This is a genomic window from Paraburkholderia aromaticivorans (assembly GCF_012689525.1).
Classification (GTDB): domain Bacteria; phylum Pseudomonadota; class Gammaproteobacteria; order Burkholderiales; family Burkholderiaceae; genus Paraburkholderia; species Paraburkholderia aromaticivorans_A.
In genome coordinates this window covers 2,789,053-2,815,417 of the sequence record NZ_CP051515.1, presented here as the reverse complement: position 1 = coordinate 2,815,417, position 26,365 = coordinate 2,789,053, and the positions used below count along the sequence as shown (strand labels likewise).

General features: G+C 62.1%; 23 protein-coding genes. 12 read left to right on the top strand and 11 right to left on the bottom strand.

Annotated features, from left to right (window positions below):
* Positions 1 to 13: 13 nt before the first annotated feature.
* Positions 14 to 535 carry a transferase hexapeptide repeat family protein gene (locus HF916_RS24465; protein WP_168791349.1) on the top strand — a complete coding sequence of 174 codons (522 nt, stop codon included), beginning with the start codon at positions 14 to 16 and terminating at the stop codon, positions 533 to 535.
* Positions 536 to 687: 152 nt separating this feature from the next.
* Here HF916_RS24465 and HF916_RS24460 read toward each other — a convergent pair whose 3' ends face one another.
* Positions 688 to 1,689, bottom strand: coding sequence for a helix-turn-helix transcriptional regulator (locus tag HF916_RS24460; protein WP_168791348.1), 1,002 nt, complete (start codon positions 1,687 to 1,689; stop codon positions 688 to 690).
* 182 nt (positions 1,690 to 1,871) lie between these two features.
* Here HF916_RS24460 and HF916_RS24455 point away from each other — a divergent pair, with 182 nt between their 5' ends.
* From HF916_RS24455 to HF916_RS24440, 4 genes are all read left to right on the top strand, one after another.
* Positions 1,872 to 2,783, top strand: coding sequence for a helix-turn-helix domain-containing protein (locus HF916_RS24455; protein WP_168791347.1), 912 nt, complete (start codon positions 1,872 to 1,874; stop codon positions 2,781 to 2,783).
* A 480-nt stretch (positions 2,784 to 3,263) separates the two neighbouring features.
* Complete coding sequence (locus tag HF916_RS24450; RefSeq protein WP_120295817.1) at positions 3,264 to 3,689, top strand: DUF3830 family protein; 426 nt, start codon at positions 3,264 to 3,266, stop codon at positions 3,687 to 3,689.
* 281 nt (positions 3,690 to 3,970) lie between these two features.
* Positions 3,971 to 5,191, top strand: coding sequence for a sensor histidine kinase (locus HF916_RS24445; protein WP_168791346.1), 1,221 nt, complete (start codon positions 3,971 to 3,973; stop codon positions 5,189 to 5,191).
* Between the two features lie 437 nt (positions 5,192 to 5,628).
* The gene (locus HF916_RS24440) at positions 5,629 to 8,520 is read left to right on the top strand and encodes a YadA-like family protein (RefSeq protein WP_431311411.1); all 2,892 of its coding nucleotides are present in this window, start codon (positions 5,629 to 5,631) and stop codon (positions 8,518 to 8,520) included.
* A 107-nt stretch (positions 8,521 to 8,627) separates the two neighbouring features.
* On the opposite strand, the gene HF916_RS24435 is transcribed toward HF916_RS24440, so the two are convergent.
* From HF916_RS24435 to HF916_RS24390, 10 genes are all read right to left on the bottom strand, one after another.
* The gene (locus HF916_RS24435) at positions 8,628 to 8,756 is read right to left on the bottom strand and encodes an MFS transporter small subunit (RefSeq protein ID WP_106282486.1); all 129 of its coding nucleotides are present in this window, start codon (positions 8,754 to 8,756) and stop codon (positions 8,628 to 8,630) included.
* 10 nt (positions 8,757 to 8,766) lie between these two features.
* Positions 8,767 to 10,170 (bottom strand): L-lactate MFS transporter, encoded by a 1,404-nt coding sequence (locus HF916_RS24430; RefSeq protein WP_168791344.1) that lies wholly within the window; start codon positions 10,168 to 10,170, stop codon positions 8,767 to 8,769.
* A 497-nt stretch (positions 10,171 to 10,667) separates the two neighbouring features.
* Complete coding sequence (locus tag HF916_RS24425; protein ID WP_168791343.1) at positions 10,668 to 11,849, bottom strand: porin; 1,182 nt, start codon at positions 11,847 to 11,849, stop codon at positions 10,668 to 10,670.
* Positions 11,850 to 11,951: 102 nt separating this feature from the next.
* Complete coding sequence (locus HF916_RS24420) at positions 11,952 to 12,653, bottom strand: ABC transporter ATP-binding protein (RefSeq protein ID WP_168791342.1); 702 nt, start codon at positions 12,651 to 12,653, stop codon at positions 11,952 to 11,954.
* Complete coding sequence (locus HF916_RS24415; protein ID WP_168791341.1) at positions 12,646 to 13,359, bottom strand: ABC transporter ATP-binding protein; 714 nt, start codon at positions 13,357 to 13,359, stop codon at positions 12,646 to 12,648. Before HF916_RS24415 ends, HF916_RS24420 begins: the two co-directional genes overlap by 8 nt.
* Positions 13,346 to 14,302: a branched-chain amino acid ABC transporter permease gene (locus HF916_RS24410; protein WP_168791340.1), complete on the bottom strand. Its 957-nt coding sequence runs from the start codon at positions 14,300 to 14,302 to the stop codon at positions 13,346 to 13,348. Before HF916_RS24410 ends, HF916_RS24415 begins: the two co-directional genes overlap by 14 nt.
* On the bottom strand, positions 14,299 to 15,171 hold the full coding sequence (locus HF916_RS24405; RefSeq protein WP_168791339.1) for a branched-chain amino acid ABC transporter permease: 873 nt from the start codon (positions 15,169 to 15,171) through the stop codon (positions 14,299 to 14,301). The genes HF916_RS24410 and HF916_RS24405 overlap by 4 nt, the downstream gene beginning before the upstream one ends.
* Positions 15,172 to 15,264: 93 nt before the next feature.
* Entirely contained in the window at positions 15,265 to 16,062 is a 798-nt protein-coding gene (locus HF916_RS24400) for a crotonase/enoyl-CoA hydratase family protein (protein ID WP_206001849.1), read from the bottom strand.
* Between the two features lie 2 nt (positions 16,063 to 16,064).
* Entirely contained in the window at positions 16,065 to 16,835 is a 771-nt protein-coding gene (locus tag HF916_RS24395) for an SDR family NAD(P)-dependent oxidoreductase (RefSeq protein ID WP_168791338.1), read from the bottom strand.
* A gap of 22 nt (positions 16,836 to 16,857) precedes the next feature.
* A complete protein-coding gene (locus HF916_RS24390) occupies positions 16,858 to 18,054 on the bottom strand; it encodes a thiolase family protein (protein ID WP_168791337.1) in 1,197 nt (398 codons plus the stop codon).
* A gap of 415 nt (positions 18,055 to 18,469) precedes the next feature.
* Here HF916_RS24390 and HF916_RS24385 point away from each other — a divergent pair, with 415 nt between their 5' ends.
* From HF916_RS24385 to HF916_RS24355, 7 genes are read left to right on the top strand one after another with little or no spacing between them, the layout of a single operon-like run.
* On the top strand, positions 18,470 to 19,318 hold the full coding sequence (locus tag HF916_RS24385) for an IclR family transcriptional regulator (protein ID WP_206001848.1): 849 nt from the start codon (positions 18,470 to 18,472) through the stop codon (positions 19,316 to 19,318).
* A complete protein-coding gene (locus HF916_RS24380; protein ID WP_168791336.1) occupies positions 19,302 to 20,831 on the top strand; it encodes an AMP-binding protein in 1,530 nt (509 codons plus the stop codon). The genes HF916_RS24385 and HF916_RS24380 overlap by 17 nt, the downstream gene beginning before the upstream one ends.
* Positions 20,832 to 20,881: 50 nt before the next feature.
* Positions 20,882 to 22,030, top strand: a complete 1,149-nt coding sequence (locus tag HF916_RS24375) for an acyl-CoA dehydrogenase family protein (protein WP_168791335.1) — start codon at positions 20,882 to 20,884, stop codon at positions 22,028 to 22,030.
* A gap of 4 nt (positions 22,031 to 22,034) precedes the next feature.
* Positions 22,035 to 23,120 (top strand): acyl-CoA dehydrogenase family protein, encoded by a 1,086-nt coding sequence (locus tag HF916_RS24370; protein WP_168791334.1) that lies wholly within the window; start codon positions 22,035 to 22,037, stop codon positions 23,118 to 23,120.
* Positions 23,117 to 23,917: a crotonase/enoyl-CoA hydratase family protein gene (locus tag HF916_RS24365; protein WP_168791333.1), complete on the top strand. Its 801-nt coding sequence runs from the start codon at positions 23,117 to 23,119 to the stop codon at positions 23,915 to 23,917. Before HF916_RS24370 ends, HF916_RS24365 begins: the two co-directional genes overlap by 4 nt.
* A gap of 57 nt (positions 23,918 to 23,974) precedes the next feature.
* A complete protein-coding gene (locus HF916_RS24360; protein WP_168791332.1) occupies positions 23,975 to 25,144 on the top strand; it encodes an ABC transporter substrate-binding protein in 1,170 nt (389 codons plus the stop codon).
* Positions 25,145 to 25,146: 2 nt separating this feature from the next.
* Entirely contained in the window at positions 25,147 to 26,364 is a 1,218-nt protein-coding gene (locus HF916_RS24355; RefSeq protein ID WP_168791331.1) for a CaiB/BaiF CoA transferase family protein, read from the top strand.
* Position 26,365: the final 1 nt, after the last annotated feature.

The following is a 26,365-nucleotide window of genomic DNA, read 5'->3' as shown; positions in this document are numbered from 1 at the left end:
CCGGCGCGAAGCGATGGCGCTCTATGAGTTCAACGGAAAGCGGCCGCGCGTCGACCCGTCGGCGTACGTGCATCCGAGCGCGGTGCTGATCGGTGACGTGACGGTGGGCGCGTGCTGTTACATCGGGCCGTTCGCGAGCCTGCGCGGCGATTTCGGCGCGGTGGTGGTCGAGCGCGGCAGCAACGTGCAGGACGCCTGCGTGCTGCATACGGGTGTCGATAATTCCTGTCGCCTTGGGGTCGACAGCCATGTCGGCCATGGCGCGATCGTTCACGGCGCGACGCTCGAGCCGAACACCATGATCGGCATGCACGCCGTGGTGATGGACGGCGCGGTGCTCGGCGAGGCCGCCATCGTGGCCGCCTGCGCGTTTGTCAAGAAGGATTGGCATGTGCCGCCGCGCGTGCTGGTGGCGGGCGTGCCGGGGCGGGTGGTGCGTCTGCTGGGCGACGAGGAGATTCGCGCGAAGTCGTCGGGTACGCGGATGTATCAGCAGCTTGCGGCAGATTGCCTGCGCACGATGCGCAGCGCGTGAGCCAGGATGAGGTGCACCGCAGGGCGCAGGAAATTGCCGTAGCGGAGCACCCCTGCTGCACGTCCGGCGCAGCAGGCGCGCCGCGGTGGTCCAATCGCGAAAGGCCCATAGCCGGCACGCGCCTGCGTGCCGGCTATGACCTTCGCCAGCCTCTACGTCACATAAGCCTGCGCGACATTGATCAACTGCACGCGGTTACGCACGTTGAACAACTGCCGCAGACGGCGCAAGTGATAGTCGACGTTATGCGGCGACAGCCCGAGGAAGTAGGCGATCTCCTTGTCCCGCTGACCCTGCACCACCGCCTTCAGCACCGCATGCTGCAATTCGCTCAGCGTCACGCGCTGCTGCAGCGCGGGCGCGATCCCGATCACGCTCTTCGCATGGGTCCAGATGAATTCGTGGATCATGTGCGCGAACATCAACGTCTCGGCCACGATCGACTCGGTCATCCAGCGCGGATTGCCGATCTCCGAGTTGAAGCACAGGCTCGCGCTCAGTTCCGGCTCGGGCAGCGGCATCTGCGTGAGAATGCCGCTTTTGCGCCCGGTCACCTCCAGCATGTCGATCAGCCCGCCGAGCCGTTCGCTGCGCATTTGCGCACGCGGCAAGTCGGCGCGCATGTCGGCCGTATTCCAGAGGAACGGCATGCCGGTCGGCGAGGCGAGTGCGACGCGCGGGTCGAGCTCGAAATAACGCTCGCGGAAATAACGCGTGAGCCAGCTCTGCGACTCGTAGCTGGTCAGCACGAACATCGTCTTGTGATGCGCCGACGTGCGCGTGGCCGAATAGCTGAACGAGTCGAAGCCCAGTTGCTTGATGCGCTGCCGCACGAATTCGATGCGGTCCTGCGCGCTGCCAAAACGCACCAGTGGACTGATGACCGGTGCGGCGCGCCGCGCGGCGGGCGAGGGCGTGCCGATCTCCTCCTCGGTGAAGAGCGTGAGAAAGCCTGTGGGCGCCACGCCTGTTGCGGTGCGGCTGGGTGCCCTGGATGCTTCAGCCGCGTGGGCTGATTTCTCGAGTTGCCGCGTGCCGGCCGGGTAAGCCGGTTGGGCGGCAAGCGCCGAGTTGTATGCTGCCGACGCGTGCCCGGCTTCACCTTGCGGCGAACCGGTCAACCAGTGCGGCAGCGTATCGCATTCGTGTTCCATGAAACGGTAGCTCCGGCGTTCGAAACGCGTGAAAGACGACAACCTGAATGATTAGCTATTTCCAGAAATTGCGGTAGCCGGTTCCTTGCTATCATTTTTGAGTTCTTGCTCCGACAGCGGATCGGCAATGCGGGCATGGCAGGGTTCACTCTTCATATGGCACCTCCCTGGGAATGGACGTGATGGTACGAATTCCAAAACTCACAACGACGCTCGCCTACGACCGCTACATGGCGGGCCAGAAACTGGTGTCGAGCGTGGATCGCCCGTGGCGGCACCTGGTGCTGCGCTCGTATCTCGAACCGGCCGAGCAGGAACTGCTGGAAGCGCCCGGCTTGCAGGACCTCACGCTGATGACGCTCGCGAGCGGCGCCGAGCATCTCGAACGCAACCTGAACGGGCGCTGGGAAAGCGCCGATCTGCGGATGGGCGACGTCTGGTTCGTGCCGCCCGCGCCGATCTCGTGGCGCTGGCGTTCGATCAGCGATGAGCCGCTGTCGACCGTCCACTTGCACATCGAGCGCAGCCTGATCGACAGCGTCGCCGATCAGATGGAGCTTGGCGGCTCCCGCGAGTTGTCGCTCGGCGACGCGATGCAGTTTCGTGATCCGCTGATCGCCGCAATGCTTGCTGCATTGCATCGCGCCGCCGCCGATCCGTCCGACTCGCGTCTGTATGTCGATGCGCTGGTTCACGCGCTCGCCGCGCATCTGTTGCAGCACTATGCGCGCGGCCGCCCTGCGTCGGCCGGAACACTGGCGCGCCCGGAACGCCTCGTGCCGCGCCGGATCCGCCGTGTAACCGATTACATCCGCGCCAATCTCGCCGAGGATCTGGCGATCAGCGAACTGGCCGCACAGGCGGGGCTAAGCAATTTCCATTTTGCGCGGGTGTTTCGCCGCGAGACCGGCGAGACGCCGCATCAGTACGTATCGCGTTTGCGGCTCGACGAAGCGGCGCGGCTGTTGCGGGCCACCGATCAGACCGTGCTGCAGATTGCGATCGCGGTTGGTTTCGAGAATGCCAGTCATTTCTCCGTGCAGTTCAAGCGTGGCTACGGCGTGACGCCGCTCGCTTACCGGCTGCGCGGCTGAAGTACGGATTGCGCGGCTGGAAGTGGCCGGCTGGTCAGCATGCAGTGGCGGGACGGCGGTGGACGATTCGAGGCAGCCGGATGAGGGCACCCGGAACCTCGTCGCTTTCGCCGCCGGGCAGTATTGCCGCCCTGCCTCTGACCGTAGACAGGGTTGGGTCGCCGGAAGGTACAGTCCGATGAGCCGCCTTGGGGAATCACGCACTTCGCGCAGTGTGCTGCGCATTGCGCGGCTTGCAAACTACGAACTTTCGTGGCGACCAGGCGGTTGGACCTGGCATGGGCGTGCCGTCGTGGCTTACCGGGCGCTATTTGCTCAAAACATCAGCACTGGTCCAACTGGCCTGACCAGTCGAGCGGCAACTGTATCTGTTGAACCCTTGCATCGGACGACAGAATGATGTGCCTGCGGCCTGGCTTCCGCCTTGCGTCAAAACCTCCGACCGACCGTTCCTTTCACCCTCACACTGGAAACCTGGCGATGACCCGACTCCGAATCACCTCCTGCGGCCATGTCTTTACCGCCGAAACCCATCCGGACGCGCCGCAAACCGTGGCCGCCTTCCTGAAGCTCCTGCCGTACCGGCAGAAGATCATTCACGTGCGCTGGAGCGGCGAAGGCTGCTGGGTGCCGCTCGGCGACTTCAAGCTCGAGAACGACGGCGCGGCAGTCGGCTTCGAGAATCACACGAGCCATCCGTCGGTCGGCGACATTCTGTTCTACCCCGGCGGCTACAGCGAAACTGAGATCATTCTCGCGTACGGTTCGTGCTGCTTCGCGAGCAAGATGGGACAACTCGCGGGCAACCACTTCCTGACCATCGTCGAAGGCAAGGAGAAGCTGCGCGAGCTCGGCACCAAGGTGTTATGGGAAGGCGCGCAAGACGTTCTGTTCGAGAAGATCTGAAGCGGCGGCGCGGTATCACGCAAGGGGATTGCCCTCGGGCGGCCCTCACACGGACTTGCTTCTTCGGGACGCGCCAGTGCGGACGCGTCCTAACCCTGGTTAATTTTTGTTCCGTAAATCGCGCATACTGGAGGCGCCCGGGCGGCTTGCGCAGCGCTCACCATTTGCCTCCTGAGCGCGGTTTGCAGTCCATGCGGTCGCGTTGAGTACGTCCCGAAGAAAGCTCCTTGGGACGGCGCGGAACACCTATTTTCGCCGCCATGCGGCGCCAGGTCTCCCACATGACAGACTCGCACGTACTGCCGCTCACCACTTTCGCCAAACAGTTGCGCCTGCAACAGGTCGAACTGACCGAACGCTGGATGAAGGCCGTCTTTCACGACGCAGAATTGACCGAATCAGACCGGCTAACTTACGAGCAACTGGCCGATCACATCCCGAACATCCTCGACGAAATCTGCAGCGTGCTGGAGAACCAGGATCTCGACCAGATCGAGAGCGCGATCGAACGCGACGCGCGCCTGCACGGCAAATTGCGCTGGAAGCAAGGCTACCGGATCGATGAACTGGTGCGCGAGCTCGATCTGTTCCGGCAGATGCTGACTGGCGCGATCGTCGAATTCAGCGACGCGCGGCCGTATTTCACGCGACGTCACGAGGAGCGGGCGCGGCATTTCATCGACGAGGCCGTGAGCTTTGTCACGCTGACGTCGATCCGCGAGGTCGTCAACGAACGCGACCGGAAGATCGACGACTACACCGGGCGCCTCGAGCGCGCCAATCACGAACTGACGCTCAAGCAACGGCTGGTCGGCGATCTGTACGAGTCGCGCATGCAGATCACGCGCAGCGTCGTGCACGATTTGCGCAACTTTCTCAACGTGTTTTCGATGGCGCTGCAACTGATCAGCCGCGCGCCGGCCAAAATCGAGACTGCGCTCGCGCTGGCGAACCGTCAGGCGGCCGATATGAAAACGCTGGTCGACGAACTGGTCGAATACTCGGTCGTGCTCGGCGACGACAGTCCGCTCGCTCGGGAAAGCTTCGCGCTGCGCGAGTTGTTCGACGAACTGGTGATGTCGTGCGAAAGCGCGATCGAAGCGAAAGGGCTGCGCCTTCTGACCGCCTTCGACGGCGCGCTGGATGCGGTCGTCTCCAACCGTCTCAAACTCAAACAGGTCGCGCTCAACCTGTTGACCAACGCGGCCAAATACACCAAAGCCGGCCAGATCGAATTGAGCATGACGGCGACGGAAAACGATCGCTGGCGCCTGCGCGTGTCGGACACGGGCGTGGGCATCGGCACGTCGGACCGGGAACGCGTGTTCAAGGAGTTCGAGCGCGCCACGGATGAGGACATTCCGGGCGCGGGTCTGGGCCTCGCGATTGTCAAGGAATTGTGCCGGGTGCTGGAGGGCGAGATTCGTTTCGACTCGCAGGAAGGCGAAGGGACGATCTTCGAGATCAGTTTTCCGATGCGTCTGGAGGCCGAGGGTGGCTGATGGATCTGCTTGGGAATAGCGTCGTCCGCTGTATCAGTTCACGCCTCTTCAGTTGTAGTTCTCCTGTATGACTTCCGTTTGAGTGTCGAGGGTAGACTCGTTGCGATCGGTGTTCGTCTCGCTTGAGAGCACCTTCGGCCGGAATTCGTATTGTCCAATGCGATGACTCGGATAAATTAAAACTGCTGCTTAGTGAGGCCTAAAAACCGTACGCGTTATTTAGGAAATTTGGCATTTTTCGTCCTAAACGGATTATGTCGTTTTTCCAATATAGGCTAAAAAAATAGCTTTTCAAGGTATATTCGTAATTGGCGATTCTGCTGCGTGACGAAGTCGCAATGCCATCTTAAGTTTCTATTGGATTGAGTCTAATAATTAGGATGACATAGTAAAAATCCTAGTGCATGAATGCTTTATAAAAAGAATTGGGAGGAATGTTGAACAAGTTTTATAAGACTGTATGGAACAAGACGACCCGCACATACACAGCTACGGCCGAGATGGCGAAAAGCCGTGGTGCGAAAGGGGCTTCGGTACGTGGATCGCTGGTTGCCGCCGGCACGAGTCTGTTGGGGACGCTGGTCGTGGCTTTGCCCGCGAGTGCGGCTGAGCAGTCGCTCAACCCGATCATGAATGTACCTGCGCAATGGGATATCGACGCTCTGACGATAGTCCCCCAACTGCCCGAATCTAACGTGAGCCGTCCGAAATCACTGACTGTGGGGGCCGTTGCGTTGATGGATGTAGTACCGGTTACCCAATACATTGCCGTGAGTTCACTCACCACGCCGGCTCTGACGACGTCAGCGTCGGGGGGCGAAAACGCAATGGCGGTTGGCGTCGGTGCGATGGCCATCGCGGATAACGCGCTTGCGATCGGTACGAGTTCCGGCGCTGGACGTAGCAACACGACCGCAATCGGAGCGGCAGCAGCAGCGTTGGCGCCCAATGCGACAGTGGTGGGCGCCGGCGCGACAACCAACAATTTCGCCGAGAACGGCGTTGCAATCGGCTATATGGCAGTCGCGCAAAATGTCAATGCACTGGCTATCGGGGCGAACGTCCAGACGGATGCGGTGGATTCGATCGCAGCCGGCAGCGGTGCTTACATCACGGCGGCGGCCACGAAAGCCATCGCGTTCGGTTCTGGAGCGAAGGCCACCGCAGCGGGTTCCGTTGCGCTCGGTGCGGATTCCGTCGCGGATCGGGCGAACACCATCTCAGTCGGCAATGCGACGCTGCAACGGCAGATCATCAACGTTGCGGCCGGTATCCAGGGCAATGATGCCGCTAACGTCACACAGTTGAAGGGTATGGCGGGCGTGCTGGGAGGCGGCACGGATGTTGCCGCTGACGGAACGATCACGAAGCCCGTCTACAAGGTCAGCGGGAAAATGTACAACGACGTCGGCTCCGCGCTTGCGGCCGCCGTCACGACCAGCACCCAGGCCAGCGCCGATTCTGTCCAGTACGATTCGAGCTCACACAGCGCGGTCACATTGGGCGGCGCCGCCGCGCCGGTTCGGCTCACCAACGTGCGCGCCGCGAATCTTGCTGCTAACAGTTCTGACGCCGTCAACGGCGCGCAACTGTTCGCCACCAATCAGGCCGTCGCGCAGAACACCGGCAGCATCACGAACCTCGACCAGCGCGTCACGGATAACACGACGAATATCAGCAACCTCGACCAGCGCGTCACGGATAACACGACGAACATCAGCAGCCTCGACCACCGCGTCACGGACAACACGACGAACATCAGCAACCTCGACCAGCGCGTCACGGATAACACGTCGAATATCAGCAACCTCGACCACCGCGTCACGGATAACACGACGAACATCAGCAATCTGGATCAGCGCACCACGACGATCGAAGGCGACGTGAGCAACATCACGAACCAGATCACCCATGGCGAGATCGGGCTCGTTCAGCAGGATCAGACCTCGCGTAATCTCACCGTGGCGAAAGACACGGACGGCACCCGCGTCGATTTCACCGGCACCGGCGGCGCACGCGAGTTGACGGGCATTGCGGCGGGCACCACGGATGCATCCGCGGTCAATCTCGGCCAGGTCAGACCGATGGTGGCCGCGCTGGGCGGCGGCGCGCAGATCAACGCCGATGGTTCGCTGACCGGCCCCAGCTATCACATGCAGGGCGGCACGCAAACCACCGTCGGCGACGCGCTCGGCTCGCTCGACAATGGCCTCAGCACCTTGCAGCAGAGCATGTCGAACGGCGGCATCGGCATGGTCACGCAGGATCCGGTGTCGCGTGTCATCAACGTCGGTGCGATCACGGACGGCAATCTGATCAACATGGCCGGCACGGCGGGCAATCGCGTCGTCACAGGCGTGGCAGCGGGCGCGGTCACTCGGGCCAGCAGCGACGCGGTCAATGGCTCGCAACTGTATGCGCAGGCGGCGAGCACGGCGGTGGCGCTCGGCGGCGGGGCGACCGTCAGCGCGGACGGTTCGGTTTCGGCGCCGTCGTATGGCGTGGGCGGCACGGTCGTGAACAATGTCGGCAGCGCGATCACTAACCTGGATGGCCGCGTGACGCAGAACAGCAGCGATATTGCCGGTCTGCAGACCACCGTCGGCAACCTTGGCGGCGCGGTCGCAAATGCGGTGCAGTACGACAGCTCGGCGCATGACAGGATCACGCTCGGCGGCACGGCGGCCAACACGCCGAAAGTGCAACTGACCAATCTGCAGGACGGCACGTTATCGGCCACCAGTACCGACGCGGTGACGGGAGCGCAACTCTGGAACACCAACCAGACTGTCAGCACGCTTAGCCAGCAGATCAACGTGGTGCGGAACAACCAGACCAGCGGCACGCCCTATGTTGCCGTCAACAGTTCCGGCAACGCGGCACAGGCAATCGGCAACGGTTCCGTGGCGATCGGCGGCGGCGCCAAGGCGTCCGCGCCGAACTCGGTGGCGATCGGCGAGGGCTCGGTGGCCGATGTGACTAACACGGTTTCTGTCGGCTCGTCCGGCAGCGAGCGCCGCATCACCAACGTCGCGGCAGGCCAGGCGCCCACCGATGCCGTCAACATGCAGCAGTTCCAGGGCAGCTTGAACGACATCGCGCGCAGTGCGTACTCCGGAACGGCGTCGGCGCTGGCGCTGACTTCGATTCCCGAAGTCGACACCGGCAAGAACCTCGCAATCGGCGTCGGGACAGCCGGTTACAAGGGGTATCAGGCGGTGGCGGTGGGTCTGTCGGCGCGAGTCACGCAGAGTCTGAAGGTGAAACTCGGTGCGGGCATCAGTTCTGCCACGACTGCGGTTACGGCCGGTGCGGCGTACCAATGGTAGTGGGGAAGTGGGAGATCGGCGCGCTTGAGATGCGCCGGTAGACCGTCAGCGCGTCATGCTCGCTACAAGCACCCCGCCGTTTGAACGCGCGGGGTGCCGAACGACATTTACTTGAAGAGCTTCATCGCCTGCGAGAGCGTATTGACCACGCCCCATGCCAGCGGCAGCGTTACATACAGCCAGAAGACGGCGAGTTTGACCTTGCTGGTCTGATTCACTGCTTGAATGGTCGACATGCGAGTCTCCTTAAGCGCCTTTGGCGAGTTGTGCGTCGGTCATGTGGTGCTTGTCGTCCACACGCTTGATCAGCAGGTTGCAGACGAAGCCGACTACCAGCAGCACGGCCATGATGTGAACGGTCATCGTGTAGGCGTCCGCCTTGGCGACGCCTTGCGCGACTTCATAGGCGCGAATGTAGTTCACCAGCACCGGACCGGCGACGCCCGCCGCGGCCCACGCCGTCAGCAGCCGCCCGTGAATGCCGCCGACGAATGCCGTGCCGAACATGTCGGCGAGATAGGCCGGCACGGTGGAGAAACCGCCGCCGTACATCGTCAGGATTACGCAGTAGGCGAGTACGAAGAGGGCGATGTGGCCCGACGCCGCGAAACCCGGCACGAGGTAATACAGCACCGCGCCGAGCGCGAAGAAGATGAAGTAGGTGTTCTTACGGCCGATCCAGTCCGACGCCGACGCCCACACGAAACGGCCGCCCATATTGAAGAGCGACAGCAGGCCGACGAAGCCGGCCGCCGCGGCTGCCGTCACCGTGTCCTTGAAGCTCTCCTGAATCATCACCGAGGCCTGGCCGAGAATGCCGATGCCGGCCGTCACGTTCAGGAACAGCACGAGCCAGATCAGATAGAACTGCGGCGTCTTCAACGCCTGATCGATATGCACGTGATTGCGCGAGATCATCTTGTTCTGGCCGGTGGCGCCCGGCGTCCAGCCGGCCGGCTTCCAGTCCGCCGGCGGCACGCGGATCGCGAGCGCGCCGATCGTCATCGAGATGAAGTAGGCGATGCCGAGCACGACGAACGTCTCGGCCACGCCGATGCTGGTCGCGCTGCGGAAGTGGTTCATCAACGCCACGGACAACGGCGCGGCGATCATCGCGCCACCGCCGAAGCCCATGATCGCCATGCCGGTCGCCATGCCGCGGCGGTCCGGGAACCAGCGGATCAGCGTGGACACGGGCGACACATAACCGAGGCCCAGCCCGATTCCGCCGATCACGCCGTAGCCGAGATAGAGCAGCACGATCTGATGCAGATACACGCCGAGCGCGGAAACCAGGAAGCCGCCGCCGAAGCAGCATGCGGCGGTAAACATCGTGCGGCGCGGGCCGACGCGTTCGAGCCACTTGCCGGCGAAGGCCGCCGACAAGCCGAGGAACACGATCGCCAGCGAAAAGATCCAGCCGAGCGACGTCAGCGACCAGTCATCCGCGCTGGATTGGGTAATGCCGATGACCTTGGTCAGCGGGCCGCTGAACACGGAAAAGGCGTACGCCTGGCCGATACAGAGGTGGACGGCAAGGGCCGCGGGCGGAACCATCCAGCGCGAAAAACCTGGCTTCGCAACGGTGGCCTGTTTGGAAAAGAAGGGGGCGGAGCCTGAATTCCCGCTCGGCTCGGTGATGCTGCTCATGGTCGGTCTCCGGGGTGACGAATTAGTTGTTATCGGCGCTTCACAGCAATGCTTTAGGTCTCGCGGCGTGAAAATTGCGGTTTTCGGCGCCGTTAATATATGTATTTCAATTGCATATGGCGTGCTCGAATTCGCGACGAAATTAACTTCGTCGAACGATAGGGTGCGATCCAGCCCTTGGCAATATGAGATGCAAATACATAAGGTGTTTGCCTGGTGAAACACGACCGTAATCTGTCGAATCGCGGCTTGGTGGTGCCGCTGTCCGGAATAAACTACCGAGCGCTCAAAGCAAAGCGGGCCGGCAGTGGCATCTTTCGCCACGTCGGCCCGCGTTGTTCCGTGTTTGGATCCGAAGGCTCACAGGTCCGAGCCGCAAATAATAGTCAACAACTTTCCTTGAGCAGACTTTCCCACGACGTGCGACCTGACTGACACGCCCTCAACGGAAGTACGAGGTCAACCGGTCGCGCGAGATTCGGATCGAATTGGGTGCGTCAGAACTTGTGCCGGATGCCAATCCGCACCACCGCCTGCCGGTCTGAGTCAGACGGCGTAAGCAGGTTGATGGACGCGACCGCTTTTTTCCCGGTGGAGTCAGTGCCGCTAGCGGCCTGATACACACCTACGACGTAAAGCTCGGTCCGCTTCGACAGAAAGTAGTCGACACCCAAAGCGCCCTGGTTGTACCGGGCCCCGTCATGGCCATCGGCGCCGCTGTCCTTCGTATATACGTAAGCTGCACCGGCAAGAAGCGCTGGCGTAATCTGGTATTTGAAGTTGACTTCGACATTGTTGAATGTCGCCGTCCCATGTATGCCGCCCAGGGGGACCGGCCCGGAGGTTGTGTCGCCGAGTCCTTTGTACTGCGTGTTCGAATAGGTTGCGCCGAACGTCGCGGCGCCGAAAGTGTACGACGCACCCGTTCCGACAACCTGATACGTATGCGCGGATGCAAAGCCCGAGATCACGGGCGACGCCCCCAAATTCGAGCCGGGAACACCCGCAACGGTCGGCGCAACGGTGCCACCCGCGCCGTAGAACGACGTGTTCGGATTCCGTACATTCAGATACCCAACGCCGGCGGCGAACGGTCCATTTGCGTACCCGGCGCCGAGCGACCAGATCTGGTTGCGGCTGAAGTTTCCCGCCACGCCGCCAAGCGAATAAACACCACCAAACGTAAAGCCCGCCAGCTTCGGGCTCGCATACTTAACCGCGTTGTTGGTTCGGTTGGTGTTATTGAAGTTGTCGTTGTCCGACGGATGCGCCGAGATGTAGCCGCCCCATTGGTCGCCCACTTCAAACTGTCCGAGATAGTCGACAACTGAATCGTATTGCCGTCCCAGCGTAACTGTCCCGAAGTTGCCCGACAGTCCGACATACGCCTGCCGGCCAAACTCGAGACCACCCTGGCCGAGCTTTCCGGTATTCAGGTCGAAGCCGTTTTCCAGCACGAATATCGCACCAAGGCCGCCGCCCAGGTCCTCGTTGCCTCGCAGTCCCCAACGGCTGCCGCTCAGCACGCCGCTCGACAGGTTATACAAGCGCTTGCCGTCTGCGTTGCTGAGGTAGTTGATACCCTCGTCGATGATTCCGTACAACTTGACGCTACTTTGAGCGTACGCGGCCCCGCTCGTCACGCTGATTAAAGCCAATGCCAGAAGCGACCTCTTCATTAATTTGTCTCCAGTGTTATTAAGTAATACGTAATTTATGATTCATGCTTCATCGCCGAAAGCGATTGATATGTGCGTCGTTGGTCGACCCTCTATTTGACGTCAGCGAGAAAAGTACAAATCGTGCAACTGCGTCAAGTTCACTTCAGATGCGGGCTTCGACAGCGTCACTTTTCCGCCTTGCATCAGATACACGTGGTCGGCGACATCGAGCGCCATGTGCGTGTTCTGCTCGACCAGCAAGATCGTGCGGCCTTCTGACTTCAGCCGTTTCAGAATATCGAACACTTCTCGCACCATGACGGGGGAAAGTCCGAGCGAGGGCTCGTCGATCAGCAGCACCTTGGGGTCCGACATGAGACCGCGCCCCATCGCCAGCATCTGCGCCTGACCGCCCGAGAGGGTGCCTGCCTGATGACGGCTGCGTTCGCGCAGCAGCGGAAACAGTTCATAAACGCGTTCGAGGTTGGTTCGGACCGCTTTGCGGCACGGCTTCGCGAAGGCTCCCATCATGAGATTCTCTTCGATGGTCATGTCGCGGAAAATCATGCGGCCTTCAGGAATCAGTGCCACGCCCTGTGCGGCCATGTTCCAGGTTGGCTCGCGTGACGTGTCCCTGCCGCCCAGCGTGATATGGCCACGCGACACCGGAATCAGACCCAGGATCGTACGCAGCAGCGTGGTCTTGCCCGCGCCGTTGGGCCCGACGATTGTCGTTAGCTTGCCCGCGCCGATCTCGATCGACACGTCCCACAACACGTTGATTGCGCCGTATCCCGCGCGCACTCCGCCCAGCTCAAGCATGAGCGCCTCCCGTATAGCTCTTCACCACCTCCGGGTCGCGGAATACCTCCGCTGGCGCGCCATCGGCCATCAGGCTGCCGAAATTCAGCACACAGACACGCCGGCACAGATTCATGATGGTTTCGATATCGTGCTCGATAATCAGAATGCCGGTTCTGTAGCGCTCGTGAATCCGCCGCAGGGTGTCCATGAAGTGCCGCTTGCCAGCCGTTTCGAGGCCGCCGAGTACTTCATCGAGCAGCAAAACTTTCGGACTGGTCGCCAGTGCTTTGCCGAGTTCGAGTGCCTTGAGTTCGGTGAGCGCCAATTCAGTCGCCGCGTCGCGATCGGCTTTGTCCCACAGGTTAAGAAACGTGAGGATGTCGTCGATGTGAGCGCGGTCGACCTTGCCGGTGCCGAAACGCTGCGCGACCACCAGATTCTCACGCACCGTCAGTTGGTGCATCGGCTGAGGAATCTGAAAAGTGCGGCCGATCCCGAGGCGCGCACGCCGGTGCAGTGGCATGCGCAACATGTCGATGCCGTCGAATCCGATCCGTCCGGCCGTCGGCTGGGCCAGGCCGGAAATGGCATTGAAGAGCGTGGTCTTGCCTGCTCCGTTAGGTCCGACCAGTCCCACCAGATCGTCTTTGCCGATTGTCATCGACACATCGTTGACCGCCGTTAAGCCGCCGAAACGCACCGTCACATTCTCAAGTTGCAGCATAGGTCCTCCGTTTGCGGCGTTTGGCCGCGAGCGGGGTGAGCCCGCCGGGGCTGAAGATGATCATCGCCGCGAGCAGCGCGCCCAGTACGATTTCGTGTCCGGTGGGGAGCAGACTCTTCAGGAGCAACTGGTCCACCAGGTACACGACCAGCGCACCAATGAGCGGCCCGACTATCGTGCGATACCCGCCGAAAATCGCGGCAATGACGGGCACGATTGACCAGGCGGCGTTGAATGCGTAGTCGGGTTCGAGATAGTGGATGTTGTGGGCGTTGAAGGCACCCACCACGCCCGTCATGAAAGCCGATAGCATCAACATGAGCGTCTTGAGCAAGACGCTGTTGACGCCGACCACGCGGGTCGCGTCCTCGGACTCATGCATCGCCCGCAACGCAAGACCATAGTGACTCTCGCGCACCCATCGGTAGATCAGCGCGAATGCGATCAGCACGGAGAGGATCACGAGATATTCCCCCGCCTTGCTGCCGGAACCGAAGCCCATTATCGACGGTATCGGCGGGATGCCCGACAGCCCCGCCGATCCGCCCGTGATGCTCTGAAACTCCGTGGCGAGGGTGCGAAAGATCTGTGCGTAAGCGAGGATCGCGAGCGCGAAGTAGGGCCCCTTCAGGCGCAGTGCCGGCAACATCGCCAGAGAAACCAGCGCGGCCCCGACGCCGCCCGCCAGCATGGCGGGAAACACTGACCAGCCGGTCTTGAGTGTCAGCAGGGCGGACACGTATCCGCCGACACCCGCAAACGCTGCGTGACCAAAGCTGATCATGCCGCCCATGTTCCCCAAAAGCGCCCAGGCGAGCGCAATGCCCGCGATGGTCATGGCGGCGACCACGAGACTCATCAGATACAGATTGCCGCCCAACGTCAGCGGCACGACGACATACAGCAATAGCAACGCGACTAGCGCGACGACTCGACGATTCATCCTCTCCTCCGTACAGCCCCGAACAGGCCATTGGGCAACACGTAAAGCACGAGTAGAAACAGCACCATGCCGGCCAGCTGTTGCAATGACGAACTGCCGAACGTCATGGTCAGCGACTCCGTGAGTCCGAGCAGCATCGCGCCCACCAGCACGCCCGGGATCGACCCGACGCCGGCCAGCACGGTAATGACGAACGCCTTGATCGTGAGGGCCTCGCCCACCGCCGGCTGGATCGAGCCGCTCGAATAGATCGCGACACCGGCGACCGAAGCAAGCAGGCCTGCGACGAGAAACGAGGCCAGTTCGATCTTGCGCGGATTGATGCCCATCAGCTTCGCCGCATCGCGATTGCTGGAGACAGCACGCACTGCGCGCCCGTACCAGGAACGCGACAGCCACCACCACAGTGCGATCATCAGCGTGATGCTGATGACGAACGACAACACTTCGCTACGCATGCTAAAGAGCGGCCCGAAGGTGATGCTGTCCTGAAGCCACGCGTTGCCGCTCGAGCGCACATCGCCGTGCCAGATCAGCAGGACGGCGTTGGTGATCATGAGACCCAGGCCGTAAGTGAGGATCAGCGAATTCAATTCGCGGTCTTGGCGAATCCGGCTTATCAGGCCGTATGACACCGCGGCGGCTGCGCAAACGACTGGAATCGCGGCAGGGATCGCGAAGACGGGATTGATACCGAGCTTCGCTTCGAATGTGTAGGCGATATAGGCCGCGAGCAGCACGAGTTCGCCGTGCGTCAGATTGATGATTCTCATCGCGCCAAACACGAGCGCAAGCCCGAGTGCCACCAGCGCGTAAGTGCCGGCGGCGAGCAAGCCGGAACATAAGGATTGCAATAGCAGGTCGATCATGTGGACCCTCCAGTTCAAATCAACCGTGAAGCGGCGGCGGTTTTTCGCGCCCGCGAGGACATGACCGCTTCGAGAAATTTGCCGCCGCTGAAATCATCTTCCCTGCCACACGGGTTTGCGCTTTTCGGCAAACGCGGTCGCACCTTCGCGACCGTCTGCTGAGTGAAACACCGGTTCGGTGATCGGCAACTGGCGTGCGAACATCTCGTCGCTCGGCCAGTCCCACGATTCGACCATCACGCGCTTGCTTGCCATGACGGCGAGCGGCCCGTTGTCGGCGATGGTTCGCGCCAGCTTGAATGCAGCTGCAAGTGTCTCGCCGGGCTCCGCCAGCTGATTGATCAGTCCGCACTCGTATGCTCGCGTGGCGCTCATCATGTCGCCCGTCAGCACGAGTTCCATCGCGATGCGCCGCGGCACCTGACGCGGCAGGCGAAGCAGGCCGCCGGCCTGAGCCGCAAGGCCGCGTTTGACTTCGGGCAGGCCAAACTGGGCGTTGTTCGCTGCGACCGCCAGATCGCACGCCAGCATGAGTTCGAAGCCGCCCGCGAGGGCATAACCTTCCACCGCGGCGATCAGAGGCTTTTTGGGTGGCGCCATCGTCACGCCGGCAAAGCCGCGTCCTTCGATGCGCGGCAGGGGCTCTCCGCGCAAGAAGGCCTTCAGGTCCATCCCTGCGCAGAACGTGCCGCCTGCGCCCGTAATGATCGCGACGCGCAGGTCGTCGCGGCGATCCAGTTCGTCGAGTGCGGCAGCGATCGCCTGCGCCACGGCAAAATTGCAGGCATTGCGCGCGTGCGGCCGGTTGATCGTGATGCACTGGACGCCGTCGGAGATATCAACAATCAGCTCTTCAGTCACGTTGGTGTCTTCCTGAAAATGGTTTTTCATGTTCAGCGCGGTGCCATTCGGAGCGCGCCATCCAGCCGGATCGTCTCGCCGTTGAGCATCGGGTTCTCGACGATGTGCATCGCGAGCGCCGCAAACTCGTCCGGCATGCCCATGCGCGGCGGATGAAGCAGCGTCTTGCGCAGCGCCTCTCTCACTTCTCCGGACAGGCCCGACAGAATGGGCGTATCGAATAGCCCAGGCGCGATCGTGCACACACGGATTGCTTTACTGGCAAGATCGCGCGCGGCGACGAGCGTCATGCCGACCACGCCGGCTTTCGACGACGCATAAGGCACCTGACCGATCTGCCCTTCGTACGCGGCGACCGAGGCGGTCATCACGCAAACGCCGCGTTCGCCCTGTTCGTCGGGTGTGTTGCGCGCCATCCGTGCCGCCGCGAGACGCAGCGCGTTGAACGAGCCCGTCAAGTTGGTTCGAACCACGCGCTCATAGGCCTCCAGCGAACCCGGCGTGCCATCTTTTTCGACGACGCGCACGGCCCCGCCGCGGCCCGCGCAATGAATCAGCGCACGCAGGTTGCCGCGCGACTCGGCCGCGTCGTAGGCGGCGATCATGTCGGCTTCGCTTGTCACATCGGCCGGCACGAAGGTCGTCGCGTCGCCTAGTTCGCGGGCTGCTTCGGCCCCTCTGGAACCGGGCAGGTCGGCGATCACGACCTGTGCGCCACGCGCGAGCAGGCGCTTGACAGTGGCGAGGCCGAGGCCCGACGCACCCCCTGTGACCACCGCGGACATCCCTTCGAATTTCTGCATGAAAGACTCCTCGTAAATTGACTTAAAAAAGACGTTCGATGATGGTGGCGTTCGCCATGCCGCCGGCTTCGCACATGGTCTGCAAGCCATAGCGGCCGCCCGTGCATTCGAGTGCGTTGATCATCGTGGTCATCAGGCGAGCGCCCGATGCGCCCAGCGGATGCCCTAGCGCAATGGCACCGCCGCACGGATTCAGGCGTGCAGGGTCCGCGCCAATTTCTAGCTGCCATGCGAGCGGCACGGAAGCGAACGCCTCATTCACTTCGAAATGGGAAATGCTGTCCGCGCTGAGGCCGCTTTTTTTGAGCACCCGCTTCGTGGCGGGGATGGGAGCGGTCAGCATCAGCATCGGGTCGTCGCCGCAGACGTCGAATGCGACGATGCGCGCGCGCGGCTTGAGGTTCAGTTCAGCCGCTTTCTTCTCGCTCATGATCAACACCGCCGCTGCACCGTCAGAGATCTGCGACGAGTTGCCAGCCGTGATGTGCCAGCCGATCTGCGGAAAACGCTCCTCGAGGGCGGCGTCCCTGAACGACGGCTTTAGCGAAGCGAGTCCCTCGCGCGTGGTGCCGGCGCGAATCGTTTCGTCCGCGTCGATCAGCCGCCGGCCGTCGGCGCTCGCGACGCTGATCGGCAGGATTTCGCGGGCGAACTGGCCGGAAAGCCTTGTTGCTTCGGCTCGCCGGTGCGATTCGGCTGCGTAACCATCGAGGTGATCGCGCGTGAGACCCCATTTCGCCGCAGCGAGATCGGCGGCAACACCCTGTCCAACCGGGCCCGGCGCATAGCGCGCATAGAACGATGGGCCGTAAGGGTCCTGGCCCATGCGCGCCGAACCCATCGGAACGCGGCTCATCGATTCGACGCCGGCAGCCACCACGATGTCGTACGCCCCGGCCATCACGCCTTGGGCCGCGAAATGAATCGCTTGCTGGCTCGAACCGCATTTGCGATCGACGGTCGTGGACGGCACATGTTCCGGGAAGCCAGCCGCCAGCCACGCCACGCGCCCGGGCGTCGCGGATTGTTCGCCCGCCTGACTGACGCAGCCGACGATCACGTCGTCGACAGAGCCTGGGTCGAGGTCGTTTCGCTGGATGAGGCCGGCGAGTACCTGTGCAAGCAGTTCGGTGGGGTGCACGTCGACAAATGCGCCGCCCGCTTTCGACCTGCCGAGCGGCGTGCGGACGATGTCCACGATTACAGCTTGATGACCCATTGATGGCTCCATGTCGATTGGTTTGGGCTGACGGCGTCACATCGAAATCGCCAGCCAACCGGGATAAGTGGAATTTCGGTTCGCGAGATATGTAAAACGAACCACAGGTTCCATAAAACTACGATTGACGCGTCAAGTCAAGCCGTCGTAACTACTAATTCGATTCGACAGGATCATTTTATCGTTGACACGAGCTTTGTTAGTGACGATACTTCAATCAAAATGGACCTGGGAGATCAAAAACCAGACGGAATCGCTGGTTTTTTGAGTAGATCACGAGCATTGCGTATCGGTATTCGGGTGGAGGAAAAATGGACCTTGCGTCTTGAAATATGCTGCCAAGGCAAAGGGCGGGAGCTAAAATCGGGCATGCGCCGACAGGCGGACGATCCAGTAGCGACCAAAAGGACTCGATATGAACGACCGGATGAATCAACGCGCGGTAGAAGAGGGCAACGACTCGCAACTCGTGAGCGCGTTGGCTCGCGGCATTCGCATCCTTCAATGCTTTTCGATGGGCGGTACCGAGCTGAGCGGCAGGGAACTCATCGAGCGGACGGGGCTGCCGAAGCCGACTGCGCTGCGCCTTATCAACACGCTTTGTGAGTTCGGTTTGCTTCGTTATTCGGAGCGTGTTTCGAAGTACGTGCCCGGTATAGAAATGCTCAGCATGGCGGCGCCGGTGTTGGGGCGGATGACGATCCGGCAACTCGCGCGTCCGCTGATGCAGGAGTTAGCCGACTACTGCCAGAGCCAGGTGTCGCTTGCCGCGGGCTATCGCTGCAACATGCCGTATGTCGAGGTCGTACAAGGCGCCGGCAGTTCACTGTTCCGGCCCGAAGTGGGGATGCGGCTCTCGCTGTCGCGCACGGCAACCGGCCGTGCCTATCTCGCGACTACGTCGAAGGAAGAGCGTGACAACTTTGTGCGCGGCGTCGAAGTCCGCGACGCCGCTAAAGGCGAGTGGCTGAAGCAACGGCTAACGGAGACTTGCCGCGATCTGTCGGAACGCGGTTTCTGCCTTAGCCACGGCGACATGCACCGCGAGATCAACTCGGTGGCGGTGCCGATGCGCACGCCAATCGACGACGAAATATGGGTATTTGGCTGTTCCAACGCAGTTTTTAATCTGACCGGCAACCAGTTGACCGAGGACATCGGCCCTCGTCTGATGTCGCTCGTCCGGCGCGTGGAGGCTGCGCTCGGCAATATGACTGGGGCCGCGCACTATATGGAGGAAGACACGCATGACCCGCATTCATGATCTGGCTGTCCGGCGACCCGGCAAGGTGGCGATATGCCTGCCGGGACGCGACCGGACGCTGACCTATGCTGAACTCGATGAACGCGCGCACCGCGTCGCCCACTGGCTGATCGCGCTCGGTCTCGCGCCTGGCGAAGGCATCGCGATGTTGCTGGAGAATCACGAGCGATTTATGGAAATCGCGCTCGGCGCGCGTCGCGCCGGCCTGTACTTCACGCCCCTGAGCACGCATCTGAAGACCCGCGAAATCGCGCATGTGCTCAAGGATTGCGGCGCACGCATTCTCGTCACGTCGGCTGCAATGGCCGATCTTGCGCAGACGATCGAGGCGCATGGCGTCACCGAGGGTCTCGACTGTTTCATGATCGACGGCGTGGCGTCGGGCTACGCTTCCTTTGAGGCGGCTGTCGCCGCAACGGACGCTTCGGGTCCGCTGCCGGAGCGACCCGTCGGCCGCGACTTCCTGTATTCGTCGGGCACGACCGGGCTGCCTAAGGGCATTCGCAAGGAACTCATTGCGCACGCCGACGCCGGCAAGCTCCACTATGAAGTGATCAGCTGGCAAGAAACCTTCGGCTTCGGTGAAGAGGCCGTCTATTTGTCGACGGCGCCGCTCTATCACGCTGGACCGCTGCGCTATCTCATGCGCACGCTCGATACGGGCGGCACCGCGATCGTCATGGAAAAGTTCGATGCCGAGCGCGCGTTGGCGTTGATCGAACGCTACCGCGTCACGCATAGCCAATGGGTGCCGACGATGTTCGTGCGGCTGCTCGATCTGCCCCAGGAAGTGCGCGAGCGCTACGATCTTGGCAGCTTGCGCGCGGCGATCCACGCGGCGGCTCCGTGCGCGCCTCATGTCAAGGAGCGCATGATTGCCTGGTGGGGACCGGTGATTCACGAGTACTACAGCGGCTCCGAAAGCGTCGGCCTCACGAGCCTCGATGCGCACGAGTGGCTCGCACATAAAGGATCGGTTGGGCGCGCGAAGTTCGGCACGATCCATATCGTCGATGAAGACGGCAACGAGTTGCCCGTCGGCGAGATCGGCTGTGTTTTCTTCGAAGGCGGACCGCGTTTCGAATATCACAACGATCCAGAGAAAACGCGCGGCGCCTATAACGGCAAGGGCTGGGCCACGTACGGCGACCTCGGTCACGTCGATGCCGACGGATACCTGTATCTGAGCGAGCGTCGTTCCGACCTGATCATCTCCGGCGGAGTCAATCTGTATCCGCAAGAAGTCGAAAATGTTCTGAGCGAGCATCCGGCCGTCGGCGACGTCGCCGTGATCGGTATTCCGAATGCGGAATTCGGCGAGGAAGTGCGTGCTGTCGTTCAACCGCGCGATCCACGCGAAGCGGACGCGGCACTGGCCGACGAACTCATTGCTTTCTGCCGCGAACGCCTTTCGGGCGTCAAGGTGCCCAGGTCGGTGGTGTTCGAAGACGCGCTGCCGCGCCAGGAAAACGGCAAGCTGCTGCGACGTGTCCTGAAAGAGCGGTATCGCTAACGGCAGCCGGTCGGCCTGCGCAAGACACACTTTCCAGAGAGAGCCATACGATGTTGATCCAAAGGTTTAAGTCCTGTGACATTAATAAGGATGCCGAAGCGATACGCGGCGACGTAAGAGCATTCCTTGCCGAAGCGCTGCGTGACCGTGCTCCCGTGCTGCGGGCCCAATCGTGGATGGGTTTCGACGCGGAATTCAGCCGCAAGCTGGGTGAGCGGGGCTGGATCGGCATGACATGGCCGAAGCGCTACGGAGGAGGCGAAAAGAGTGCGTTCGCCCGCTATGTCGTGATCGAGGAATTGCTTGCTGCCGGTGCGCCCGTGTCGGCCCACTGGATCGCCGATCGCCAGAGCGGCCCGCTTCTGCTGCGCTTTGGTTCCGATGCGCAGAAAGAGTTCTTTCTGCCGGCGATCTGCCGTGGCGAGCTTTTCTTCTGCATCGGCATGAGCGAGCCGAATGCGGGTTCCGACCTCGCGTCCATCCGCACGACCGCACAGCGCGTCGACGGTGGATGGCGTCTGAACGGCAGCAAGCTGTGGACCACCAATGCGCACCATTCGCATTACATGATCACGCTGGTTCGCACGAGTGGCCGCAGTGAAGACCGGCATGGCGGTCTGTCGCAATTCATCGTCGATCTGAAGGCGCCGGGCGTGACGGTCCGTCCCATTGTCGACCTCACCGGAGAAGAGCATTTCAACGAAGTCTTCTTCGAAGACGTCTTCATCGCCGAAGATCGTCTGGTAGGCGACGAAGGCCAGGGCTGGCAGCAGGTCACCGCGGAACTCGCGTATGAACGGAGCGGGCCGGAGCGTTTTCTCAGCAGCTTCGCGTTGTTCACCGAACTCATCCGCCGTGCGGGGGATACGCCGAGCGAGCGTCAAGCCATCCAGATCGGCCGGCTGACCGCGCAACTGGTGGCGCTGCGGCGCATGTCGCTGTCAGTCGCGGGCCTGCTCGACCAGCACGACAACCCGGCCGTCGAAGCGGCATGCGTCAAGGACCTCGGCGTCGGTTTCGAGCAGGACTTGCCGGAAGCGGCCCAGGCACTCTTCGATATCGAGCCGTGCATCGATAACGGCACCGGCTACGCACAGACGCTGGCCTACCTGACACAAATGGCCCCGTCGTTCTCACTGCGCGGCGGCACCCGTGAGATTCTCCGCGGCATCATCGCCCGCGGCCTTGGCTTGAGGTAACGACATGCGCGAAATACTTGAATCGAGCATCGACAGATTGTTAAACGATGCTGTGAACCCACATCTGCTGGATGCGGCGCAACGCGGCGAATGGCCAACTGCGCTGTGGCAGGCACTGGAAGAAGGCGGCTTTGCATCCGCGCTTGTTGCGGAAGACCGTGGCGGCGTGGGCGCAAGCTGGAGCGACGCCTGCGCGATCGCTCGCGCGCTCGGGCGGCATGCCGCGCCGGTGCCGCTGGGCGAAGCGATGCTTGCGTCGCACTTACTGGCGGCCGCCGGGCTTGGCGTGCCGACGGGCGTGCTGACGATCGCGGGTGCGGCGTCGGAAATCGTGCTGACAGCCGATGCGCATCGCTGGCTCGCAACCGGACACCTGCGCGGCGTGCCGTGGGGGCGCCACGCTGACGCGGTCGTCTGCGTCGCGACCGATGGGCAGACGCATCACGTCGTGTTGTTGCCAGTCGCGCAGGCGAAGTTGACAGCGGTACGCAACACGGCGGGCGAGCCGCGCGACGAACTGGTCTTCGAACACATTACCCCACTCGCCGCGGCGCCCTTGCCGTGCGGGCTGCCGTCCAATGTCGTCGCGCTGTATGGCGCGATGCTGCGCTCGGCGCAAACCGCGGGCGCACTCGAACGTGTGCTCGATATGTGCGTTGCCTATGCCAACGAGCGGGTTCAGTTCGGCCGGCACATCGGCAAATTCCAGGCGATCCAGCATCAGCTTGCTGTGTTTGCATCGCAGGCCGCGTCGGTTTCCGCCGCCACCGAATTCGCCTTTGCGATGGCGGATGCGGGCGACGCCGGTTTCGCCATCGCGGCAGCAAAAATCCGCGCTTCCGAGGTGGCGGGTCTGGCCAACTCGATCGCCCACGCAGTCCATGGCGCGATTGGCTTCTCCCACGAATTCACGCTGCACTTCCTGACCCGCCGACTGTGGTCATGGCGCAGCGAATATGGCTCGCAGAGCCACTGGAGCGAACGCCTCGGACGCCTGGCATGCACGGGCGGCGCCAATGCGTTCTGGCCGCTGATCACCGGCAACGGCGTGGGCGCAGTTGGACGTCATCATCTGGAGACTCTCGCATGAACGACTTTCTTGTCTATCAGGAGGATGGCGGCGTCGTCACGCTGACCATGAATCAGCCTGAAACACGCAACGCGCTGTCCGGTCCCGAGCAGATGCAGGCGCTCGTCGACACCTGTGAGCGGATCAATCGCGACGCTAGGGTCAAGGCGGTGATTCTGACGGGGGCGGGGCCGGCGTTCTGCGCGGGCGGCAACGTCAAGCACATGCGTGACAAGGAGGGCATTGCCGCCGGGTCGCCATTTCAGATCAGAAACAACTACCGCAACGGTATTCAACGGGTGCCGCTCGCACTCTACAACCTGGAAGTGCCGACCATCGCCGCCATCAACGGTCCCGCGATCGGTGCGGGTCTCGATCTGGCCTGCATGTGCGACATCCGGATCGCCGCGCGGCGGGCCGTATTCGCCGAGAGCTTTGCAAAGCTCGGTATCGTTCCGGGCGACGGCGGGGCATGGCTGCTGCCGCGCGTGGTCGGCATGTCGAAAGCTGCTGAGCTGTCTTTCACCGGCGACACGATCGACGCCTCCGAAGCGCTTGCAGCGGGGCTCGTATCTCGAGTCGTCGACGATGCGGCGTTGCTCGATGCGGCGCTCGAAGTCGCGAGGCGCATCGCCGCCAATCCGTCGCATTCGCTGCGCATGACCAAGCGGTTGCTGCGCGAAGGCCAGCATGTCCGGCTCGACACGCTGCTGGAAATGTCGGCGGCATTTCAGGCGCTCGCGCATCACACGCAGGATCACGACGAAGCCGTCAACGCGTTTCTCGAGAAGCGTCAACCGCAATACCACGGTCTTTGAGCACGCAGCCCACCGCTTCGCCATCGCGCCGTACGCACAATATGAATGGAGACAGGCATGAACAGATTTCACAGATCAATCGTTTCGTCGGTGCTGGCGACCTTGATCGCTTCACCGTCCGCGCAAGCCGCTGAGTTCGTCATCGGCTCGCACGACTCGCTGACGGGATCGACCGCGCGGGTCGGCTCCGGCATGAACGAGGGCATTCAACTCGCCGCGGAATATTTCAACCGCAAATATCCGGAGCACAAGTTCAAGGTGGTCACGATCGATGACGAAGCGCAGCCCGCCAAGGCTGTCGCCGCGATCGAGAAGCTCACTTCTGAAGGCGTCCTTGCGTTCAGCGCAGGCTATGGCACGAACATCATTGCGCCCGCGTCCGAAACCGCGGGCAGAACGGGCCTTGTCTATATCACGTCGGGTGGCGTGGGCGAAGGGTTGACGCATCGTGGCCTCAAGACGTTCTTCCGCATCACGAATGCGCCGGGCTATGCGCGCGCTTTTGTCGGCACACTGACACAGGCAGGTGTGAAGTCTGTTTCGATTCTCTACTCGACGAAGGAATCGCCGTCCACGCTCGCCAACGATCTGAATACGGCACTCCCGGCCACGGGGATCAAGGTCACACTGCATCCGTACGACCCTTCCACGCAGGATTTCAAGCCGCTCGTCAACAAGGTCAAGCTGCAGGATCGTCCCGACGCGATGCTGATGCTCGGCTACGAGAACGACTACATCGCGATACTGCGCGCGGCACGCCTGCTCAAGCCGGAGCTGAAGGCGATCATGGCGCCTTGGGGTATTGCCACGACCGACATGCGCAAGGAATTTCCCGATCTGGTGGCCAACGTCTACGGGACGACCTTTACGCCCGATCCGCCGATGTACAGGACGGCGGAAGGTCAGGAGTTCGCGAGCCTGTACCGGGACCGCTACAAGAAGGAGCCGGACTACCTGGTGCAGTTTGGCTTCGTGCAGACGGAACTGCTGTTCGAGGCGATCATGCGCTCGTATAAGGCCGGCACGCTCAAGCAGAAGAACGGCATCGCCGATGAATTGCGCAAGACTGACCGGGAGACGCTGGTCGGCCACGTCCGCTTCGACGCGACCGGCGATTTCGACCAGTTCGCATACCGCATGGGCCAGCACCAGAACGGCAAGATCGCGATCGTTTGGCCCAAAGAGTACGCAACCGCGAACATGAACTATCCGGCCGTGCCGTGGTGATCGTGAAAAATACGACTTCGAAGAACGGGCCGCTGGCCGGCCTGAAGGTGCTGGATTTCACGACACTGCTGCCGGGGCCCTTCGCAACGATGACACTCGCCGATCTCGGCGCGGAAGTGGTGCGCGTCGAGTCGCACACGCGCGTCGATCCCGTGCGAAAGCTGGCGCCCGTGACGGACGGCATTTCGGCCGCGCACGGCTATCTCAATCGCAACAAGCGGTCGCTCGCGCTGGATCTGAAGCAGGCAGCCGGGGTCGAGATTGTTCGACAACTGGTCAAGGAATACGACATCGTCGTCGAACAGTTCAGGCCTGGTGTGATGACGCGCCTTGGCCTCGGTTACGAAGCGTTGCGCGAGGTCAATCCGGCGCTGATCTATTGTTCCGTCACGGGTTATGGCCAAACCGGACCCTATCGCGACCGCGCCGGACACGATCTGAACTATCTGTCGATCGCGGGCCTCGCCAGCCATACGGGGCGCGACGCGCCGCTGCCGCTCGGCGTGCAGGTCGCCGACATCGGCGGCGGCAGTCTGTACGCGGGGATCGCGATATTGGCGGCACTTGCGCACCGGAACAGAACGGGCGAAGGGCAGCATGTCGACGTCAGCATGACAGATGCAGCGTTTAGCTGGCATGCGGGTGCGGGCGCAGCGTTCCTCGCCGGTGGCGCCGAGCCCGGATATGGCACCGAGCGCCTCAACGGCGGTTCGTACTACGACTACTACGAAACGTCGGACGGGCGGCACTTTTCGGTCGGCAGTCTGGAACCGCAGTTCATGCAGGCGTTTTGCGACGCGATGGGCCATCCGGAATGGGTGCCGCTCGCCGCGATGAAAGACCAGACCGATCTCAAGCAGCGGATAGCGGCCGTTTTTCGCAGCAAGACGTTCGCCGCGTGGCAGGCGGTGTTCATTGCAGTCGACTGCTGTGTCGAACCGGTTCTGACGCTGGACGAGGCGACCAGACATCCGCACATGGTGGATCGGAGCATGGTGGTCGACGTGCCGTCCACTGGCGCGAGGTCCGTTCGGCAAGCCGCTCATCCGGTGCGCTACTCCGCGACTTCGCCTGTCTACCGGCATGGCGGCGAACCGCTCGGCCACGAGAGTCGCGCCATCCTCGCGCAACTGGGCTACAGCGATGACGACATCGCGCAGCTTGAAGCACAAGGCGTGACCCATCTGGCTGACACAAGCGCCGCGAACTGTCCGCGATAAC